Source organism: Caballeronia sp. LjRoot31 (assembly GCF_964253885.1).
Classification (GTDB): domain Bacteria; phylum Pseudomonadota; class Gammaproteobacteria; order Burkholderiales; family Burkholderiaceae; genus Caballeronia.
The window spans coordinates 36,353-55,875 of sequence record NZ_CAXURX020000002.1 but is presented as its reverse complement, the minus strand read 5'-3'; the positions used below and the strand labels follow the sequence as shown (position 1 = coordinate 55,875).

The window sequence follows — 19,523 nt, the reverse complement described above, 5'->3', positions numbered from 1 at the left end:
GCCGTTTCAGCGCGTGACCGTCGTATGCGCCGTTTGCGCCGTATGCAACCCAACCGACGCACGCCATGCGTCGAAATCCGCACGATGCCAGTCGATCTCAACGCCCACGCGCCGCGTGCCTTCGCGAATCTTCGGCTTATACAGCAGCAGCGTCAGCGCATCGAGCGCGGGCCACCGGGTGAACGAGAGCGCCGCGATCTCCACCGCCAGGGTTTCGAGCAAGCGCGTATGCGGCTTGCTCTCCAGATAACCCGACACATCCGCACACCAGGCCTCGTAATCGATCAGCTCGTGCGCGTTCTCCTCGGCCGGTACGCCTCGATAATGCAGGCTCGCATCGATAGCAACGGGTTGCGGCGCCAGATACTCCTGAGCATGCAAACCAATGCGCGTAGGCACCACGAGCTCATCGACAACAATGCGCCAGCCGCGTCCGCCTGCGCTTAATGTTTCGAATGGTTCGTACGGTTTCACCACATCAGCGGCTCGGCCGCATCGAGCATCATCTTCACGAAGTAGTCCGCGAAGCTGCGGCGGATCACGAGGTCGAAGCTGTCGTCACCGGTCGGCAGCACTGTCACGGAGGCCTTGAAGTAGTGGCTCTGCGCACACTGGCCGACACCGAACAAACGCGGATGCAGATCGAGCGGACAACCGCGTGCGAGTACATCACGCGTACGCGTGCCGCTGATGTCGAGCACGGTGTAACCGCTGCCGATATCAACGGCGGCTGCGAACAAGCCCTTGAACGCCTCGCGCAATCTGGCTTCCATCGGCGCAGCCTGCGTCGCGGAATGCGCGGCGGCCGAGCGTACGAGCCACTCGTCGGGACCGAGCCAGATCAGGTCGTAGCCGTTGCCCGTCGCCGTCGTATTCGGCTTCTCGGGCGGCTTGCAACCAATCACGCTCTCAACTGCCGCAACAAACGCGGCATCACGCAGGTCACCCCGCACATTGACCAGTTCCAGGAACGGCCGCTCGACCAGGCGAAACGCCTTCGATGCACTCGCCTGATGTTTTTTCAGCAGGCCATCCACGCCTACCAGCGGCGATTCCTGCCACACGCCCTGCCCGATTGCACGATCCACGATCGTCTGGTTGCTTCTGTTTTCATTCCACATGTTGACGTGCTCCTTCGCTGTCGTAGAACACCGAGCTGGTGATTTTTGCCGGCATCTGCTTACCGTTGGCGAGCGGGATCATTACTGATTCGCCGATCTTGTCGAGACCGCCCTTGATGACGGCCATCGCAATCGAGCGCTTTAAAATAGGGCTGAAATAGCTGGATGTGACGTGACCGAGCATGGGCGCGGTGTCGCCGGTGAACGGACCCGGCACGATCTGCGAGCCTTCCGGAATCACGAATGACGCATCCTCAGCAAGCAAGCCGACAAGTTGCTTGCGCCCGGCCTTCGCGGTATCCGAGCGCGTCAGCGAACGCTTGCCGAGAAAGTCCTTCGACTTCGCGACCAGTCCGCCCATCCCGAGGTCGTACGGGGTCATCGAACCATCGGTATCCTGTCCGACGATGATGTAACCCTTCTCGGCGCGCAACACATGCATGGTTTCCGTGCCATATGGCGTGATGTCGAACTCGGCGCCGGCGGCCATGAGCGCTTCCCACACCGCGCGCCCGACGTTCGCCGGCACGTTGACTTCGTAAGCAAGTTCGCCGGAGAAGCTGATTCGCATCACGCGCGACGCAGCGCCCGCCACGGTCCCTTCGCGATAGCTCATGAACGGAAACGCGGCGTTCGCAAAGTCGATATCGCGGGAGACCTTCTGCAACACCTTCCGGCTGTTCGGGCCGACGACAGCGAACGTCGCCCAGTGATCCGTCACCGACGCCAGGCGCACCCGCATGTCGGGCCACTCGGTTTGCAGCCAGCGTTCGAGCCACGTCAGCACGCGTGCGGCGCCACCGGTCGTGGTCGTCATCATGTAGTGCTGGTCAGCGAGGCGTACGGTCACGCCGTCGTCGAAGATCATGCCGTTTTCGTCGAGCATCAGGCCGTATCGGCACTTGCCCACTTCCAGCTTGCTCCACGGGTTCGTGTAGACCCAGTTGAGCAGCTTCGCGGCATCGGGACCTTGAATGTCGATCTTGCCAAGCGTCGATGCATCCAGAATACCAACGCTGGTGCGCGTCGCCAGCGACTCGCGCGCAACCGCCGCATGCATGTCTTCACCGTTCCTCGGGTAGTACCAAGGCCGCTTCCAGTTGCCGACGTCCTCGAACGCCGCGCCATTTTCCACGTGCCATTCGTGCACAGCGGTCTTGCGGACGGGATCGAGGAACTCGCCCAGCTCGCGGCCGGCGAACGTGCCGAACGTAACCGGCGTGTAGTTCGGACGGAAGGTCGTGGTGCCGGTTTCGGGGATGGTCTTGTTCAGCGCCTGAGCCAGGATCGCCATGCCGTTGATGTTGCCGAGCTTGCCCTGATCCGTGCCGAAGCCCATCGCCGTGTAACGCTTCACGTGCTCAACGGACTCGAACCCTTCACGCGCGGCGAGGAAGATATCGGCAGCGGATACGTCGTTTTGGTAATCGATAAATTGCTTAGGACCCCGTGTTGCCAGCTCACGGCCACCGACCAACCACAACGGCATGAGCGGCGCCTCGCTGACCTCGGCCACTTGCACGGGTGTCGGGCGGGTAACGATCAAACCTGCGGCACGCGCGGCGTCCACGCCGGCATCGACCGCGAAACGGATCGCACGGGCGAGCGTGAATTCACCGGCACACGCGCCTACGCTGCTCTCGGCCTGCATCGCTTTGCCGGGTACGAAGCAGAGTTTTTCGTCATGCCAGTGCGCCTTGCCGCCGGACTGCGCGAACAGGTGCAGGATCGGGCTCCAGCCGCCGGACACAGCGAGCAGGTCGCAAGACAAGTCGGCTTGCTTCACGCCGACCGTGCCGTTCGAATAGGCGTTGACTTCGACCGACGCCACGCGCAGTTTGCCATGCGCCACCGTGACGGCCGATCCGTTCAGCACCTTCACGCCATAGCGTTTGGCTTGGCCCTGCAACGCGCCCTTGTCGTCGGCGAGACGCGGGTCTACTACCGTCACCTGCGCGCCTGCCGCCTTCAGATCGAGCGCGCATTGATAGCCGCTGTCGTTGTTCGTGAAGACCACCGCATTGCGTCCCGGCAGCACGGCATAGCGATGCAAGTACGACGACACCGCCGACGCCAGCATCACCCCCGGAAGATCGTTGTTGCCAAATACAATCGGCCGTTCCTGCGCGCCCGTGGCGAGAATGACCCGCTTGGCGCGCACTTTCCACAGCAGTTCCCGCGTGCCTTTACGCATCGATACCGGCAAATGCTCGGTCAAGCGCTGCGTGATCGTGACGAGGTTGTGATCCTGATAACCGAACGCCGTGCTGCGGCACAGGATCTTCACATCCGGCATCTTGCGCAGTTCAGCTTCAATTTTTTGCGCCCACTTCAGACCCGGCGCGCCATCGATTTCCGAGCGATACGACAGCAGCGAGCCGCCGAGTTCCGGTTGGTCATCGACGAGAATCACGCGTGCACCCGACAAACCCACTGCATGCGCCGCAGCAAGACCTGAAGGCCCCGCGCCGACCACGAGCACGTCGCAATGCGCGAAACATTTGTCGTAGCGATCCGCGTCCACGTGTTCGGGCGCTTTGCCGAGACCCGCTGCGTCGCGGATCACTTCTTCGTATTTCGGCCAGAACTTGCGCGGCCACATGAAGGTCTTGTAGTAGAAGCCCGCCGGAATAAACCGGGCGATCTTCTGGTTCACCGCCATGCGATCGTTCTCGATGCTCGGCTTGGCATTCACGCTGGTGGCGACCAGCCCCTGATACAACTCGATCTCGGTGGCACGCGCATTGGGCACCGTATAAGCGCCGGTTTCAAGCTGAACCACGGCATTCGGTTCTGCCACGTCGGCCGTCACAATGCCGCGCGGCCGGTGATATTTCCAGCTGCGCGCAACGAAATGCACGCCGTTCGCAAGCAGCGCGGAGGCGAGCGTATCGCCCTGATGGCCCTGGTATGTCTTGCCGTTGAAGGTAAACGTGAGCGCGATGGCGCGGTTGATGCGCCCGCCCGTGGCGAGTCGGTCTTTCTGGCTCATTTCGGTTGTCCTTCTTCTTTCGATTCCATCACGGCGAGCGGCCGGGCGAACGTGTCATAACCCTGAAATGCGTAGCTCACGGTGTCGCGCTGCGCCATGAACCAGCGCCGGCAACCTTGCGTGTGCATCCATTGCTCACGATGCACGCCACGCGGATTCTTGCGCATGAACAGGTAGTCGCCCCATTCCTTATCGGTGAGTTTTTCGGTATCGAGCGGGCGGGCGATATCGGCTTCGCCGCCGCACGAGAATTCGCTTTCAGCGCGTGGACCGCACCAGGGACATTCAATCAGCAACATGTCTATTTCCTCAAGCCAGTTAGTGGGCGACAGCCGCAGCGCCGTGCTCGTCGATCAGGTGACCCGTGTAGAAACGGTCGATGGAGAACGGCGCGTTCAACGCGTGAGGCTCGTCGTGCGCGATGGTGTGGGCGTATGCCCAGCCCGAACCCGGCGTCGCCTTGAAGCCACCCGTACCCCAGCCGCAGTTGAAGTACAGACCCTTCACATCGGTCTTGCTGATGATCGGGCACGCATCCGGCGACACGTCCACAATCCCGCCCCACTGCCGATTCACGCGTACACGCGAGAACACCGGGAACATCTCGACGATCGCCTCCAACGTCCCTTCGATAATGTGAAAACTGCCACGCTGACCAAAGCCCGTGTACTGGTCGACACCCGCCCCGATCACCAGATCGCCCTTATCGGACTGGCTGATATACGCGTGCACCGCGTTCGACATCACCACCGTGTTGACCACGGGCTTAATGGGTTCAGACACAAGCGCTTGCAACGGATGGCTTTCCAGGGGAAGGCGGATGCCGGCCATATCGGCGAGTGTGGAGGTGTTGCCTGCTGCGACGACCGCCACCTTCTTGGCTTTGATAAAACCCTTCGTGGTATCCACGCCGATCACCTGACTGCCGTTGCGGCGAATCCCCGTGACCTGGCAGTTCTGCACGATATCCACGCCTGCCTGATCCGCGCCGCGTGCAAACCCCCATGCAACCGCATCATGACGAGCCACGCCGCCGCGCCGCTGGATGGACGCACCGAGCACCGGATAGCGGCTATTCAGGTTGATGGTCGGCTCGATCTGCTTGATCTGTTCAGGCGTGAGGAATTCGGCATCGACGCCATTCAAGCGGTTCGCGTTCACGCGACGTTCAGTATCCCGAACGTCTTGCAGCGTATGCGCGAGGTTCATCACGCCGCGTTGGCTGAACATCACGTTGTAGTTCAAATCTTGCGAGAGCCCTTCCCACAACTGCATCGCTTTTTCGTACAGCGCCGCCGACTCGTCCCACAGATAGTTCGAACGCACGATGGTTGTGTTGCGCGCCGTATTACCGCCGCCGATCCAGCCCTTCTCGAGCACGGCGACGTTGCGCACGCCATGTTCCTTGGCAAGATAGTAGGCCGTCGCGAGACCATGCCCGCCGCCGCCGACGATCACCACGTCGTATTCCTGCTTGGGCTCCGGGCTTTTCCACTGGCGTTCCCAGTTCTCGTGATACGACATGCCGTTGCGCAACAGGCTGAATATCGAATAGCGGCTCATGGTGTTTCCTTAAACTTGTTAGTCTTGCAAAACCTTCAAATCAGCACTCGATGACGTTCACGGCCAACCCGCCGCGCGACGTCTCCTTGTATTTCGTCTTCATGTCCGCGCCGGTTTCGCGCATTGTCTTGATCACGTTGTCGAGCGACACATAGTGCGTACCGTCACCCTTCATAGCCATGCGCGCCGCGTTGAGCGCCTTGATCGCGCCCATCGCGTTGCGTTCAATGCAGGGTATCTGCACGAGCCCGCCAACGGGGTCGCAGGTCATGCCGAGGTTGTGTTCCATACCGATTTCGGCCGCGTTTTCTACTTGCGTCGGCGTACCGCCCATGACGGCGGCAAGCGCTGCTGCGGCCATCGAACACGCCACGCCGACTTCACCCTGGCAGCCCACTTCGGCGCCGGAGATAGACGCCGTTTCCTTGTAGATGATCCCGATAGCCGCCGCCGTCAGCAAGAACGTGACGATGCCCTCGTCGGTCGAGTTGTGCATGAACTTCACGTAGTAATGCAGCACGGCAGGGATCACGCCGGCCGCGCCGTTCGTGGGTGCCGTCACCACGCGGCCACCCGCCGCGTTCTCCTCGTTCACGGCCATCGCGTAGAGGTTGACCCAGTCGAGCATGGAGAGCGGATCGCGCAACGACTCCTCCGAATGCTTGCGCAACTGCGCGGAAAGGTCGGCAGCGCGGCGTTTCACGTGCATCGGGCCGGGCAATTCGCCTCGCACCTTGCAGCCGCGCTCCACGCACGCCGCCATCACGCGCCAGATCGCGAGCAGGCCGTCACGCACTTCACGCTCTGAGCGCGATGCGCATTCGTTGCGCAGCGTAATTTCAGCAATCGACAACCCCGTCTCACGGCACACGCGCATCAGGTCGTCGCCGGTGCGGAATGGGTGGGGCACCTCGCCACCGGTTTGCACGCCGTTCACGCGCGTGCCCTCGCTGTTGATCACGAAACCGCCGCCGACCGAGTAGTACTCTTTTTCGACGACGAGCTGGCCGTTTTCATCGAAGGCCTGGAAGCGCATCCCGTTCGGATGCACGACGCTCGATCCAGGCGCGCCCGGCATCAACTTGCGAAAGAAGCCGATGTGCTCACGTTCGTCGAATTTAACCGTGTGCTTGCCGAGCAGGTTCAAGCTCTTGCACTCGCGGATCTCCCGCAGACGCGGTTCGATCGCATCCGGATCGATCGAGTCGGGGAGATTGCCTTCGAGTCCAAGCAGCACGGCTTTATCGGTACCGTGGCCCTTGCCGGTCGCGCCCAGCGAGCCGAACAAATCCACCCGCACGCGGCGCACGAACGCGAGCAGGTTCGCGTCCTCGACATGCGAGGCGAAGCGGCACGCTGCGATCATCGGGCCGACCGTATGCGAACTTGACGGACCGATGCCGATCTTGAACAGATCGAAAACGCTGACGTTCATGAGGTGCCTTGTTGGTGGACTGCATGGGATTTCGCTAGGTAGCCATTGCACCGCACGCCAATTTCCGCTGATAGAACAAAAACGGCATGCACGTGGGATGGCGGCGTCAGTAACGCAACGCGGGTGGATGGCGAGGCGCTTTAGCGATGATCGGCGGCGGAAACCGGCAGGTGGCGGCCCGCGTAGCCCGGCGCCATAGTGGTGGCACGTCGCATGCTGAACAGGCTGTCGAGCAAGCTAGTGAGCGTCCGCTTGCCCGCTGTCGACAACCTATGGACGTCTCCTCGCCCGTCTTACAGAAAGGAAACCAGGCATGAAGCAATTCTCAATGGCACTCTCAAGGACATGCGCGATCGGCGCCGTACTTTGCATCTCCAGCACGGCTTTCGCCCAAACCAATCCGCCGAGTTCAAGCACAGGCTTACAGGCTGGTGACAACGCTCAGACCACTAACCAGTCGGCGGGAACGACGGCAAATCCTGGCATGTCGCACCAGAAGAAGATGAAGCACGCCAAGACTTCATCAACAGGAACGCAAACCGGCATGGGTACCGCAACGCCGAGCGGACCGGGAGCCCCGGTGACAGCTAGCGGTTCAGGCAGCTAAGCGCAGCATGGCGCTGTTTCGATCTTGGTACGTGGGGTAATGCAACAAATCGGGCAGGAGCGGAGGCGGAAAATCGGCGCAAGATTTACGTGTCGGCGGTTATACAACACTTGCAACGCAGGTCTTATTTACCCTTTCCGGGTTGAAGAATCGCTGCGATACACTGTGCCGGCATTTTTGAATGCGCTTGAATCAACCGTCATCAAACTCTCGCCCATCAGGTTCGCCCCATGAACAATATTCTGAAGAAAGTCCTCGCGGTCCTTATTGTTGCGGCGGTTGCTGCACCGGCTGTGTCGTATGCAAAGCCGCATCATCACCACAAGTACACGAAGGCCAAGCACGTCAAGCACGCTGCTCATTAATCAGGTCGCCAAGCCAGTATCCAGCTCGTACTAAACCCGCTTTAATGCTTTCGGAAATAGCCGGGTACGCAGCCGGCTATCGGAAACGGCTTGCCCTGACCAAGGGGGCAAGTCGTTTTCCTTTCCGGATTATGTGGAAGGGGTATCAAAAATCCCGAGCGCCTCGATGCCCGCGTGAATTCCGGCATTTCAAACCAGTTAATGACGGTGATATGCTGATTGATTACCGGGCCGCCATGTCGCCCGTCACCTATGGCCCGAATGACGGCTGCACATCAATGGCAAGCGCATGAATCCCGCTGACCTTCTTCCCCCTCAATCGCCCGACACGGCGTCCAAACAGCGCATCCGTTTTGGCATTGTGTTGCTGCCGAATTTCACGTTGACGGCATTTTCCGGCTTCGTCGATTTATTGCGCCTGTCGGCTGATGAAGGCGATTTCAGCAAGCCGGTTCGGTGCTCATGGAGTGTGATTGGGGAAACGCTTGCGCCGGTGCGGGCGAGTTGCGGCATCCAGATCACGCCTTGGGAAACCTTCGAGAAGGCTGAGTCTTTCGACTATGTGGTGGTCGTGGGTGGCCTGCTGCATTCCGGCGCGGGCGCGAGCGATGCCACGCTGCAATTCATCCGTCGCGCCGCGACCACGGACGCCACGCTTGTCGGCATTTGCACGGGTGTGTTTTCCCTGATGCGGGCCGGCGTGCTGGAGGGTTATCGGATCTGTGTGAGCTGGTTTCACTACTGGGATTTCGTCGAGCGTTTTCCGGGTGTGAATGAAGAGATGCTGGTTGCGGACCGTTTGTTCGTGATGGATCACCGGCGCATTACGTGTTCGGGCGGACGGGCGTCGATTGATGTTGCCGCGGCCATTTTGCTGCGCCATTTCGAGGCTGCCACGATACAAAAAGCGTTGCGCATTTTGCTGGTGGACGACATGCAGAAGGGCAATGCGCCGCAGCCGCATCCGCCGGGGCTTGCGCCTGCCACGCATCCGAAAGTGAAGCGCGCGATCTTGCTGATGGAGCAGCATGTGGGGCGTTCGTTGACGCTCGATGAGCTTGCGCACAAGCTGGATTTATCGACGCGGCAGTTGGAGCGTTTGTTCAAGGCGGAGACCGGCAAGGCACCGCAGGCTTATGCGAAGCAGGTTCGGTTGCGCACGGCTGCGTGGTTGCTGACGAGTTCGGACAAGACGGTGGCGGACATTGCGTCGAGTTGCGGTTTTTCTGATGCGTCGCATTTGGGGCGGGAGTTCAGGAAGCAGTTCGGGCTTGCGCCGATGATGTATCGGGAGCAGCGTGGCACGGCAGCGGCGGACGATGCAGCGAGCGTTGCGACGCTCGACCTTGCCGCGGATTTTGATGAGACTTTTCCGGGGCGGGCGCGGGCTATTTAGGGGGCGTTCGCACTGTTCGGGGGTTGGGCGGGGGGGCATGGTTTGGGGGTTGGAGGTCGGGGTGGTCGGTTCTCGGGGGTTAGTGGTCGGGGGCTATGCCGGGGTGGTCGGTTCTGGGGTTAGCGGTCGGGGTTGATGCCGGGTTGGTGCTTTCGGTGTTAGCGGTCTGCCTGAGTCGGATTTTCTCTTTATCACTGTTAGCCACTGTGCGTGGCGGCACGTCATTTCTTTGTCCAAAGCGACAAAGAAACGAAGCAAAGAAAACGCTTTAACCGCTCTACCCTAAGTGTCCACAGCGTGCAGTTTTCATTCATAGGTGCCCCAAAAGCACGGTGCTCGCCAGAGCGACGGATGTGTGAACCCCTCCTTCTCCGAACACGGATACCCACACGCTTCGCCACCAGTGATTGAACCTGCCCAAGGACCACCCCGCGCTATCCGCGTGAACCACCCTCCAAATTTGTATGCATAACGAACCATGTAGCCAACCCGCCAAGAAACGATGCTGCAGAATGCGTAAGGCCGTAACCGACGAAAATAGCTGTACAGAACGCGCAGCCAATTCACAAAAACTGAAGCAGTAAACACAAACACGCATCAAGCTGTGGCCAATGAATACGGTCACACAGACCAGGTAGCTAACCCGTCAAAACCGGAGCCGTAAATACCCGTATGGCCGTGCGGATTCCTTAGCAAATGTGCTTGCCCGAGAGCGTACGGGGCGAAGCGTGTTCGTGTCAGGATTCGCGAGAAGGAGGGGTTCACACATCCTCCGCTCTGGCGAGCACCGTGCTTTTGGGGCACCTATGAATAGAAACTGCACGCTGTGGACACTTAGGGTAGCGTGGTTTAAAAGCGCTTTCTTTGCTTCGTTTCTTTGTCGCTTTGGACAAAGAAATGACGTGCCGCCACGCACAGTGGCTAATAGTGATAAAGAGAATATCCGACTCTCGCAGACCACCACGGCCGAAAGCACCAACCCGGCATTGACCCCGACCACTAACCCCAGAACCGACCACCCCGGCACTGACCCCAACCGCTACCCCCCGAACCACCAAACCCGCCCACCCCCCGACCACTCGCACCAGCAAACCCCCTCGGTCCACCGGCGCGAGCAACCCTCACTGCGCTACGTAAGCCCTCACCACCGGCAGCCCGTCCTTGCCGTCAAACGTCTTCACCCCCGCCAGCCACTTATCCAGCACCGCCGGATTCGCCTTCAGCCACTGCTTGGCCGCGACATTCGGATCAGTCTTGTTCATGATCGGCGTCATCACATGATTCTCAATGTCCGTCGAGAACCGCAAATTATCAACCAGCTTCGCCACATTCGGGCATCGCGCAGCATAATCCGGCGGCGTCACCGTCAACACCTTGGCCTCACCATAGTTCGGCCCGAACACGTCATCCCCACCACTCAGATAATCAATCTTCATCGTCACGTTCATCGGATGCGGTTCCCAACCCAGGAACACAATCCACTTCTTCTCGCGAATCGCACGACCCACTTCCACCAGCATGCCCGCCTCGCTCGACTCCACCATCTTGAACTTGCCAAGCCCATACTGATTCGAATCGATCATCTTCTTGATCAACGCATTGCCGTCATTACCCGGCTCAATACCGTAGATCTTGCCGTCAAGCTTGTCGTAGTTCTTGGCAATATCGGCGAATGACTTCAGGCCGCCGTTATACGCATAGTCCGGCACCGCCAACGTGTATTTCGCGCCCGTCAGGTTAGGCGCCGCCAAGACCTTCACCTGCCCGGCTTTCTGGAACGGCTCGACAATGGGGTCCATCGTCGGCGACCAGTAACCCAGGAATACGTCGATCTGCTTGTTCTTGATACCGGCAAAAGTAATAGGCACCGACGCGATGGTCTTCGTCGGTTTATATCCAAGGCCCTGCAGCACGGTGGTCGCCAGACCCGTAGTCGCGGCAATATCGGTCCAGCCTACATCGGCGAAACGGACGTTCTGGCACGTGGCCGGATCAGACGCAAACGCGCCACCGGACATCGTGATATTCAGCAAGACAGCCAGCGCGCACGACGACGCGATTCCGTGAAGTTTCATGTTTCTCCCTATTTTGGAAACCACCAGACACGACGATGCCGCGCCCCAATGAGCGCACCACGTCTAAAAATGGATCATCAAGCCGACTGCCTGCGCTCAATACTCGGCGCGTGGCCAAACTGCGCGCGGTACGCCTTGCTGAAATGACACGGCGAATGAAAGCCGCACACGGCCGTCACACGCGAGATCGATGCATCGGTATTACGTAACAACTCGCGCGCTCGCCGCAATCGCAACGTGAGGTAATAATGCGTCGGCGAAACACTCAGGAACATCTTGAACATGCGCTGCAAATGACGCTGCGAAAGCTTCACCAGCCGCGCAAGCTCCTCAAGCGACAAAGGCTCTTCAATGTTCGCCTCCATCAGCCGCACCACTTCAATCAACTCGGCACGTGAAAACCCGACGCGGGCATCGACGGGAATATGCTGGTAATCCGTCGTGCCGCGAATCCGCTCCACAATGAACTGCTCGGACACCTGCGCCGCGTGCGCCTGACCAAGACGCTGGCCAACCAGGTTCAGCATGAGGTCAAGCGGCGCGGTCCCGCCCGTGCAGGTCACGCGATCACGATCGATCACAAAGAGTTCATCGGCGAATCGCACATCGGGGAAACGCTTGTGCAATGGCGACATGTCCTCCCAATGCACCGTGCATCGATACCCATCCAGCAAGTTCGCCGCGAGCAACGCATACGGACCCGTGCACACGCCGCCAAGCGGCACGCCTTGCGCCGCGACGTGCTGCAGCAACGCGATCACCTTGTCATCCACGTAATCGCGCACATGCCAGCCCGCGCACACGATCAACACATCCGGCATGCCCGCTTCAGCCAGCGTTTTAGTCGGCTTCACGGTAATGCCGTTGCTCGCACGCGCCGGTTCACCGTCCGGCGTGATCACCGACCACGTGTAGTGCTCCGCCCGGCCAACATAGTTCGCCATGCGTAACACTTCGATCGCGCTGGTGAACGCGATCATCGAAAAATTAGGCAACGTCAGGAACCCGAAGTGCGCCAGCTTCGATAACGGTGAATTCTCAGCAGGATGAATCCGGTTCGGCACCATCGCGTCGCGTTTCATCGGGTTTTTATCCTTGGGGCCCTGGCCTCTACTTCGCTGCCTGATCTAATCGCTCATCTGATGCTTGATTCTGCTGCTCAACCTCGCTGCTCAACCTCGCTGCGTAGCCGGCGCACGGCGCACGCGCATCACGCTGCGAATGCCCGACAACAACGGCGCCCGCGCCATACCCGGCGACCGGCCAAAACTTTCCGTGATGCGGTCAAGAATGATCGCGAGCAGCACCACCGACAAGCCGCTCTCAAACCCAAGCCCAATGTCCAGCCGCTGAATACTCGCCAGCACGTCGTTGCCGAGACCGCCTGCACCGACCATCGAAGCGATGATCACCATGGACAGCGCCATCATGATGGTCTGGTTGACGCCGGTCATGATGGACGGCAGCGCGTTCGGGAACTGCACCTTGTAAAGCAGTTGCCACGGCGTGCAGCCGAATGCCTGACCCGCCTCCACGATCTCGCGGTTGACATGCTTGATACCGAGCGACGTCAGACGCACGGCGGGCGGCATCGCGAAGATAACCGTGGACAAGATCCCCGGCACGCGGCCAAGACCGAACAGCATGGCCGCCGGAATCAGGTACACGAACGCGGGCATGGTCTGCATCAGGTCGAGCACCGGACGCACGATCGTCTCGATGGTCTTGCTCTTCGCCGTCCAGATCCCAAGCGGAATGCCAAGCAGCAAACTGATCAGCGTGGCGGACAGCGTGAGGCCGAGCGTGATCACCATCTCGTCCCAGAAGCCCGTCGCATAGATCAGCAGCAACGACAGCAGCGTGAATAGCGCAAACCGCCAGCCGACGCGCCACAAGCCGATGCCAACAAAAATCGCCATCATCAGCCACATCGGAATGGCCTGCAGGCCGTGTTCGACCAGCGCCGCAAAGCTCTCGATGACTTTACCGATCGCGTCGAAGGTATTTGCATCGTGGTCGAGCAGGTATTTGACACCGTGATCGACCCAGGTGCCGAGCGGGATAATTTCAGACATGGGAACCTCGATGCCGAGTCAGGGCCTTGAGAACATTCGTCTTGTTGACCGAACCACAATACGATCCGTCCGCCTCGACCACCGGCAGCGGCGCGTGGCTGGCGACCACCCGGCTGACGACAATATCAAGCGGCGTGGTGCGCTGGATGCATTCGATAAGATTGATTTCCGGCGACGCCTGGCCGATCGCATCGCGGCACACGAAACCGCGGATCTTGCGCTCGTGGTCCATCACGAACGCGTAGTCGGCGCTGCCGTTGAGCGCCTGCGAAACGCTCGATGCATCGATCTGCGAACCGTGCTTCATCAACGGCACCACGTCCGTCTGCATCAGGTCGCCGGCGGTCAGGTAACGGCTGGTGTCGATTCCTTCGAAGAACGCCCGCACGTAGTCATCGGCGGGGTTCGAGATGATTTCCTGCGGCGTGCCGATCTGCACGACCTTGCCGCCTTCCATGATCGCGATGCGCGTACCAATGCGCAGCGCTTCCTCCAGATCGTGCGACACGAACATGATCGTGCGCTGCTGTTCGCGTTGCAGATCGAGCAGCACGTTCTGCATTTCCTTGCGTTTGAGCGGATCGAGTGCGGAGAACGCCTCGTCCATGATCATCAGCGACGGGTTCACGGCCAGCGCCCGCGCGAGCCCCACGCGCTGCTGCATCCCGCCCGACAACTGCGCCGGCAGCTTCTGCGCGAACGGCGCCAGACCGACTTGCTCGAGTACGGCCATCGCGCGTTTCTCGCGTTCCTTGCGCCCGATGCCCGCCACTTCAAGCCCGAACGCCGCATTCGAGAGCACCGTGCGTTGCGGCATGAGCGCGAATGACTGGAACACCATGCTCATGTCTTTGCGGCGCAGCGACGTCAGTTCGGAACGCGGGACCGAAGCCACGTCGCGGCCATCGATCAGCACCTTGCCGGCAGTCGGTTCGACCAGCCGGTTGATGAGGCGGATCAGTGTCGATTTGCCTGAACCCGACAAGCCCATCAGCACGAAAATCTCGCCTTCCTTCACTTCGAAGGACACGTTATGGACGCCGACAATCTGTCCGGTGCGGGCGAAAACTTCTTCCTTCGTTGCGCCGCCGGCAAGCATGTCGATCGCCTGCTTCGGGCTCGTGCCGAACACCTTGCACAGGTTTTCGACCACGACCTTGTGGGAATTCATCGAACGCTCTCCTGGTTGGCGGACGTGCGTCCGCGCTCTGCATACATAGTTGCCAGAAAAAAGTGCGGGTTGCCGACTATTTCCGACAGTCACATGTGGAAATACGACACCTTGTTTTTCTTTTTTTGGCAGATGGAAAGCCGGAGGCTTATGGGGCAAGGGTTTGCGAGCAGTGCCGAGCCGATTTTGGCGCTTTTTTTCATGTCGCGCCAGAGCAAGTGGACGGTCGTTTCGTTAAGTTTTTTTGGAATTTCGCCGGTGTGTCGTCCGGGTTGGAGGCGTTTTTACCGTCGGGCCATCATATTCCAGGAACGTGGCCGCGTGGACGATGTCGGGTTTTGGCTGCTTTGCAGCGCTTGTGAACAGGACGCGGCGGAAGCGGAGCGATCAAGAACCCCGAGCCGGCGCCGTTAACCATTCATCTTCCCTACATCTCGCTTGATCAGTTCATCCATGTCTCTATTCAACATCCGCCGGGCCAGTGTCGGCGCGAAGTTCGCCATCCTCGCCTGCACCCTCGCGGCCACGGTCGTAGCCGGGTTTACCATTGCGGTCACGCATCTGGCCGGTCAGCAAATCGATGCACAAGCGCTCGAACGCATAAACGACGACGACCGCGCGATCGACACAATGATCCGCCTCTACGACAAAGCCGTCAGCGCCGAAGTCGAGCGCTACATGACGCTGTTCTCAAGCTTCCTGCCCCCGGATTTCACGCTCGATGAAACGCAGAAGGTGGATATCGGCGGCGTCGCAACACCCACATTCAAGGCCGGCGACAAGCCGATGAACCTGGATTTCTCGATTCCCGATCAGTTCCTCGAACGCAGCGGCGCAATCGCGACGGTGTTCGCGCGCACCGGCGACGACTTCGTGCGCGTGACGACGTCGTTGAAAAAGCAGGACGGCGCACGCGCGATCGGTACGCTGCTCGACCGGAAAGGCCCGGCGTACGCGCCCATGCTGGGCGGGAAACGTTTTATCGGCATGGCGACGCTCTTCGGCAAGCAGTACATCACCGAGTACAAACCCGTCACCGATTCCTCGGGCCGCGTGATCGGCGCATTGTTTGTCGGCGTGGACGTCACACCGGAAATCGCAACGCTGCAGCAGAACATTCGCGACCTGACGATCGGCCAGAACGGCTACTTCTTCGTCGTCGATGCATCGAATGGGCCGAATCGCGGCAAGCTGCTCGTGCATCCGGGCGTGGGCGGTCCTACGAGCGTGGCGGGTAGCACTGCCCCGCTCGCCGATGAACGCATCGCACCGTTCAAGCAGATGCTCGACGCGAAAGAAGGCCGTCTTTCCTTCGATGCCCCCGAGATCGCGGACGCCGCCGATCCCAAGGTGCACGGCGGGGCGAAGGAAATCGTGTTTCGCACGGTTCCGGAATGGCAATGGCTGATTGGCGGGATTGCGTATCGCGACGAGTTGCTCGCGGGCGTGCACGCCACGCGCAACCGTTTCCTGCTGATCGGGCTAGTGGTGATCGCCGCGTTCGTGGCCGTGCTGCTGTTCGCGGTAGCCCGGCTGGTGGGGCGGCCGCTCGCGGAACTCACACGGGCCTCCGAACGCATCGCGGCAGGCGACCTGAGCGTGCGGCTCGCGACCACGCGCGAGGACGATATCGGCCGGCTGATGATTGCCATCGACGGGATTGCGACCGGTCTTGCGCGCATCGTGACGCAGGTGCGCAGCGCGTCGTCGGATATGTCGGACGGCACGGGACGGATGGCGGCGGGCAGCAGCGACATCGCGCAGCGCATCGCGACGCAAGCCAGCAGTCTCGAAGAAACAGCGGCGAGCATGGAGCAGATCACGTCCACCGTGCAACAGAACGCCGCCAACACGGCGCAGGCGGATCAACTGGTGGCATCGGCATCCGATGCAGCGCGCGCCGGTGGAGAAGCGGTCGGCCGCGTCGTCGCGACGATGGGGGAAATCGATGCGTCCGCGCGCAAGATTTCAGACATCACGTCGGTGATCGAAGGTATCGCGTTCCAGACCAACATCCTGGCGTTGAACGCGGCCGTCGAAGCCGCGCGAGCCGGCGAGCACGGCAGGGGCTTTGCCGTGGTGGCGTCGGAGGTGCGCGGACTGGCTCAGCGCAGCGCCGCAGCGGTCAAGGAGATCGAGGCGCTGATCGCCGACTCGGTCGGCCGGGTCGCCGATGGTTACCGGATCGCCGAAGAAGCCCGCGGCACGATGAACGGGATCGTGGAGCGCGTCGCGCGGGTGAACGCAATCATTGGCGAGATCAGCGTGGCATCGCGCGAACAATCGAGCGGTATCGAGCAAGTGAATCTTGCCGTAGCGCAGATCGGCGAAGCGACTCAACAGAATGCGGCGCTGGTCGGCGAGGCGGAACAATCGACAGCCGGCTTGCTTGAGCAAGCCGAACAGTTGAGCCGCGCCGTGAGCGTGTTCAGGCTGTAATGGCGAGCGGGGCGCGGCGGATGATTCGAACACCGCCGCGCCGAATTAACGCCGCGCCTCGTAACGCCGCGCCTCGGCGCATCACTAGCCCGGCCGGATCATCTCGAACATTTCGCCGATACCCGCGTAGTCCCCGCGATAACCCGCACGCATGATGGGCTGCGCGGCGGCGGTATCGAAGAGGCCGTCCTTCAGGAACTCGCGCCGGATATGCACGCCAACCACTTGCCCGAGGGCGAGCCAGTTGTTCATCGGCGTGCCGTCCAGGGATTTCAGCCGCACGATCTGCAACAACTTGCATTCGAGCGCAGCCGGCGACTCCGCCACGTGCGGCACGGCCACGTTCACGCCCGGTGCTTTCGTGAGTCCCGCCAGCTCGAATTCGTCGATTTCGTGGGGCACGGTTGCCGAGGTCTGGTTCATCTTCTCGGCAAGCGGTTTGCTCGCCAGATTCCAAACGAATTCGCCGGTCGCTTCGATATTCGAAATGCTGTCCTTGAACCCCTCGCTCGAGAATCCGATGATGTACGGGAACGTCGCGAACGCGCCGAAAAAACTATAGGGCGCGAGGTTCACATGGCCGCGCGGATCGCAGCTCGAAATCCAGCCGATCACTCGCGGCGCGACGATCGCCTTGAATGGATCGTGACGTAGCTGGTGACCCTCGTCGGGATTGTAGAAATGAACCGCGTTGTTATCGCTCATAGGTGCTTTCCGGTGTTCTTTGCAGTGTGGTGAATCAGGCGCTTGCGCCCTTCTTTCACGCGCGCATGGTGCGCGTCGTCCCATTCATAAAACCCTTGTCCGCTGCGCACGCCGACCCGCCCGTCCTGCACGTGGTCGCGCATCAGTTGCAACACGTCTTCGTCCTTTGCCAGCTCCGGCATCAGGTGCGTGCCAATATCCAGCAACGTGTCCAGCCCGCCGAGATCCGCGCTTTGCAGCGGTCCGACCATGCCATAACGCCGTCCGAGTGACGCCCTCATCACGGTGTCGACCACCTCTGGCGTCGCTGCGCCCGAACGCACAATGGCGAGCGCTTCGCGCAGCACCGCAAACTGCAACCGGTTACCGACAAAACCTGGAATAGCCTTCGTCAGCACAACCGGTTCCATGCCGATAGCCGTCATCAGTTCAGCCGTGCGGCGCGTGATGTCCGGATCGGTATCGGTGCCCGGCACGACTTCTACCAGCGGAATGGTGTGCGGCGGATTCCAGAAATGCGCGATCACAAAACGCGACTTGTTGTGTAGCACTTGCGCGAGCAGATCGGGCGGAAAGCCGCTCGTGTTGCTGGCGAAAATAGCGTCGTCGCGCAGTAGCGGTTCGAGCGCCCTGTAGATGCGGTTCTTCAGTTCGAGCACTTCCGGAATGGCTTCCACAATGAAACCCGCCGTAGCCACCCTTTCCAGTTGATCTGTAGTTTCAATACACGCAAGTACGTCCGGTTTATCGTCCGCATTGAAGACGCCAGCGTCGATCAATTCGTCGAGGATTGCTTCTGCCTTTGCGTGCACCGACGCAAGCCGCGCGGCGTCTATGTCATGAACGATAGTCGGATAGCCGTGCAGCGCCGCTTGCGTCGCAATGCCGACGCCCATCAAGCCGCTGCCCACCACGCCGATAGTGATTTGATTCAAATTTTCCCCGCAATGCTTAAATTCCGAGCTTCGATTCGACAGCCGGTTCAGCCCCAAAGGGATGCGTCCAGGCTGTCCGATGCGGCTCTCAAGGCCGCGCCAACAAGAATAGCGCAGCGTCTGGAATCGCGCGGGACTGCAGATGGCCTATGACTTGAAGCTGATCGGCCGGCCTAGCCCTCCAGACACGGGACGAAAGGCGAAAAAAAGCCGGCTTCCCTTACGGGAAGCCGGCGTTAGCGACGGGTTCTGTTATCGGCTCGATTAGCCGTGATCGTGGCCGTGGTCGTCGTGGTGATACCCCGCCGGACCGTGATCGTGCGGGTGGTGGCGCATCCATTCGTCGCGCTGCCAGTAGCGGTGGCCGTCCCAATAGCGGTCGCCATGCCAGCCGAGGTTGATCACCACGGCGGCCTGCACCATGCGTGGCTGCGCATAACCTTGCGCGGGCACGGGTCCGTGGATCATCCCGTTATCGACCTGCGCGAACGCGGTCGTAGCGGTCAGGAGCGCGCCGCCGGTCAGCAGCGCAGCAAGGATTGAGCGTGAGGTGTTCATGACTATTTTCCCTTTTTCAGCTTGATTTCGTTTAAGGACGCGCGGCCAGCCGGAACGAAAAGCCGTTGGCGGATGTGCCGTCAGGT

At 60.5% G+C, this 19,523-nt stretch carries 17 protein-coding genes; 4 read left to right on the top strand and 13 right to left on the bottom strand.

Going from position 1 to position 19,523, the window contains the following annotated elements; translation table 11 throughout:
• Positions 1-6 precede the first annotated feature (6 nt).
• The 6 genes from ACSQ8V_RS18720 to ACSQ8V_RS18695 are packed head-to-tail and all read right to left on the bottom strand — an operon-like array spanning position 7 to position 7,111.
• On the bottom strand, positions 7-474 hold the full coding sequence (locus tag ACSQ8V_RS18720; protein WP_436206713.1) for a dihydroneopterin aldolase: 468 nt from the start codon (positions 472-474) through the stop codon (positions 7-9).
• Positions 471-1,121, bottom strand: a complete 651-nt coding sequence (locus ACSQ8V_RS18715; RefSeq protein ID WP_436206712.1) for a sarcosine oxidase subunit gamma — start codon at positions 1,119-1,121, stop codon at positions 471-473. Before ACSQ8V_RS18715 ends, ACSQ8V_RS18720 begins: the two co-directional genes overlap by 4 nt.
• Positions 1,111-4,113 (bottom strand): sarcosine oxidase subunit alpha family protein, encoded by a 3,003-nt coding sequence (locus ACSQ8V_RS18710; protein WP_436206711.1) that lies wholly within the window; start codon positions 4,111-4,113, stop codon positions 1,111-1,113. The genes ACSQ8V_RS18715 and ACSQ8V_RS18710 overlap by 11 nt, the downstream gene beginning before the upstream one ends.
• Positions 4,110-4,412 carry a sarcosine oxidase subunit delta gene (locus ACSQ8V_RS18705; RefSeq protein ID WP_436183262.1) on the bottom strand — a complete coding sequence of 101 codons (303 nt, stop codon included), beginning with the start codon at positions 4,410-4,412 and terminating at the stop codon, positions 4,110-4,112. Before ACSQ8V_RS18705 ends, ACSQ8V_RS18710 begins: the two co-directional genes overlap by 4 nt.
• 19 nt (positions 4,413-4,431) lie before the next feature.
• Positions 4,432-5,676, bottom strand: a complete 1,245-nt coding sequence (locus ACSQ8V_RS18700) for a sarcosine oxidase subunit beta family protein (protein WP_436206710.1) — start codon at positions 5,674-5,676, stop codon at positions 4,432-4,434.
• Between the two features lie 40 nt (positions 5,677-5,716).
• Entirely contained in the window at positions 5,717-7,111 is a 1,395-nt protein-coding gene (locus ACSQ8V_RS18695) for an L-serine ammonia-lyase (protein WP_436183261.1), read from the bottom strand.
• Between the two features lie 837 nt (positions 7,112-7,948).
• Here ACSQ8V_RS18695 and ACSQ8V_RS18690 point away from each other — a divergent pair.
• On the top strand, positions 7,949-8,083 hold the full coding sequence (locus tag ACSQ8V_RS18690; protein WP_436183260.1) for a hypothetical protein: 135 nt from the start codon (positions 7,949-7,951) through the stop codon (positions 8,081-8,083).
• 289 nt (positions 8,084-8,372) lie between these two features.
• Positions 8,373-9,479 carry a GlxA family transcriptional regulator gene (locus ACSQ8V_RS18685; RefSeq protein WP_436183259.1) on the top strand — a complete coding sequence of 369 codons (1,107 nt, stop codon included), beginning with the start codon at positions 8,373-8,375 and terminating at the stop codon, positions 9,477-9,479.
• Positions 9,480-10,600: 1,121 nt separating this feature from the next.
• Here ACSQ8V_RS18685 and ACSQ8V_RS18680 read toward each other — a convergent pair.
• The 4 genes from ACSQ8V_RS18680 to ACSQ8V_RS18665 all read right to left on the bottom strand — a co-directional run bounded on the left by ACSQ8V_RS18680 (position 10,601) and on the right by ACSQ8V_RS18665 (position 14,800).
• Positions 10,601-11,554: a choline ABC transporter substrate-binding protein gene (locus tag ACSQ8V_RS18680; protein ID WP_436206709.1), complete on the bottom strand. Its 954-nt coding sequence runs from the start codon at positions 11,552-11,554 to the stop codon at positions 10,601-10,603.
• Between the two features lie 77 nt (positions 11,555-11,631).
• Positions 11,632-12,636 (bottom strand): GlxA family transcriptional regulator, encoded by a 1,005-nt coding sequence (locus ACSQ8V_RS18675; protein ID WP_213764359.1) that lies wholly within the window; start codon positions 12,634-12,636, stop codon positions 11,632-11,634.
• Between the two features lie 90 nt (positions 12,637-12,726).
• Complete coding sequence (choW, locus tag ACSQ8V_RS18670) at positions 12,727-13,629, bottom strand: choline ABC transporter permease subunit (RefSeq protein ID WP_213764358.1); 903 nt, start codon at positions 13,627-13,629, stop codon at positions 12,727-12,729.
• Positions 13,622-14,800, bottom strand: coding sequence for a quaternary amine ABC transporter ATP-binding protein (locus tag ACSQ8V_RS18665; RefSeq protein WP_436206708.1), 1,179 nt, complete (start codon positions 14,798-14,800; stop codon positions 13,622-13,624). The genes choW and ACSQ8V_RS18665 overlap by 8 nt, the downstream gene beginning before the upstream one ends.
• Before the next feature lie 93 nt (positions 14,801-14,893).
• Here ACSQ8V_RS18665 and ACSQ8V_RS18660 point away from each other — a divergent pair, with 93 nt between their 5' ends.
• Positions 14,894-15,214, top strand: a complete 321-nt coding sequence (locus tag ACSQ8V_RS18660; RefSeq protein WP_436206707.1) for a hypothetical protein — start codon at positions 14,894-14,896, stop codon at positions 15,212-15,214.
• Positions 15,215-15,253: 39 nt separating this feature from the next.
• Complete coding sequence (locus tag ACSQ8V_RS18655) at positions 15,254-17,239, top strand: methyl-accepting chemotaxis protein (protein ID WP_436206706.1); 1,986 nt, start codon at positions 15,254-15,256, stop codon at positions 17,237-17,239.
• A gap of 84 nt (positions 17,240-17,323) precedes the next feature.
• Here the strand turns inward: ACSQ8V_RS18655 and ACSQ8V_RS18650 are convergent, their stop codons facing one another.
• From ACSQ8V_RS18650 to ACSQ8V_RS18640, 3 genes are all read right to left on the bottom strand, one after another.
• Positions 17,324-17,944 (bottom strand): flavin reductase family protein, encoded by a 621-nt coding sequence (locus ACSQ8V_RS18650; protein WP_436206705.1) that lies wholly within the window; start codon positions 17,942-17,944, stop codon positions 17,324-17,326.
• Complete coding sequence (locus tag ACSQ8V_RS18645) at positions 17,941-18,879, bottom strand: 3-hydroxyacyl-CoA dehydrogenase family protein (protein ID WP_436206704.1); 939 nt, start codon at positions 18,877-18,879, stop codon at positions 17,941-17,943. Before ACSQ8V_RS18645 ends, ACSQ8V_RS18650 begins: the two co-directional genes overlap by 4 nt.
• Before the next feature lie 264 nt (positions 18,880-19,143).
• On the bottom strand, positions 19,144-19,437 hold the full coding sequence (locus tag ACSQ8V_RS18640) for a hypothetical protein (protein WP_213764353.1): 294 nt from the start codon (positions 19,435-19,437) through the stop codon (positions 19,144-19,146).
• Between the last annotated feature and the right edge of the window lie 86 nt (positions 19,438-19,523).

What these genes read in the sequence shown, in the direction of transcription:
- ACSQ8V_RS18675 (WP_213764359.1), bottom strand. Translation starts at nt 12,636, where the DNA reads ATGAAACGCGACGCGATGGTGCCGAACCGGATTCATCCTGCTGAGAAT.
- ACSQ8V_RS18690 (WP_436183260.1), top strand. Translation starts at nt 7,949, where the DNA reads ATGAACAATATTCTGAAGAAAGTCCTCGCGGTCCTTATTGTTGCGGCG.
- ACSQ8V_RS18705 (WP_436183262.1), bottom strand. Translation starts at nt 4,412, where the DNA reads ATGTTGCTGATTGAATGTCCCTGGTGCGGTCCACGCGCTGAAAGCGAA.
- ACSQ8V_RS18655 (WP_436206706.1), top strand. Translation starts at nt 15,254, where the DNA reads ATGTCTCTATTCAACATCCGCCGGGCCAGTGTCGGCGCGAAGTTCGCC.
- ACSQ8V_RS18685 (WP_436183259.1), top strand. Translation starts at nt 8,373, where the DNA reads ATGAATCCCGCTGACCTTCTTCCCCCTCAATCGCCCGACACGGCGTCC.
- ACSQ8V_RS18650 (WP_436206705.1), bottom strand. Translation starts at nt 17,944, where the DNA reads ATGAGCGATAACAACGCGGTTCATTTCTACAATCCCGACGAGGGTCAC.
- choW (WP_213764358.1), bottom strand. Translation starts at nt 13,629, where the DNA reads ATGTCTGAAATTATCCCGCTCGGCACCTGGGTCGATCACGGTGTCAAA.
- ACSQ8V_RS18680 (WP_436206709.1), bottom strand. Translation starts at nt 11,554, where the DNA reads ATGAAACTTCACGGAATCGCGTCGTCGTGCGCGCTGGCTGTCTTGCTG.
- ACSQ8V_RS18665 (WP_436206708.1), bottom strand. Translation starts at nt 14,800, where the DNA reads ATGAATTCCCACAAGGTCGTGGTCGAAAACCTGTGCAAGGTGTTCGGC.
- ACSQ8V_RS18695 (WP_436183261.1), bottom strand. Translation starts at nt 7,111, where the DNA reads ATGAACGTCAGCGTTTTCGATCTGTTCAAGATCGGCATCGGTCCGTCA.
- ACSQ8V_RS18700 (WP_436206710.1), bottom strand. Translation starts at nt 5,676, where the DNA reads ATGAGCCGCTATTCGATATTCAGCCTGTTGCGCAACGGCATGTCGTAT.
- ACSQ8V_RS18710 (WP_436206711.1), bottom strand. Translation starts at nt 4,113, where the DNA reads ATGAGCCAGAAAGACCGACTCGCCACGGGCGGGCGCATCAACCGCGCC.
- ACSQ8V_RS18660 (WP_436206707.1), top strand. Translation starts at nt 14,894, where the DNA reads ATGTGGAAATACGACACCTTGTTTTTCTTTTTTTGGCAGATGGAAAGC.
- ACSQ8V_RS18715 (WP_436206712.1), bottom strand. Translation starts at nt 1,121, where the DNA reads ATGTGGAATGAAAACAGAAGCAACCAGACGATCGTGGATCGTGCAATC.
- ACSQ8V_RS18640 (WP_213764353.1), bottom strand. Translation starts at nt 19,437, where the DNA reads ATGAACACCTCACGCTCAATCCTTGCTGCGCTGCTGACCGGCGGCGCG.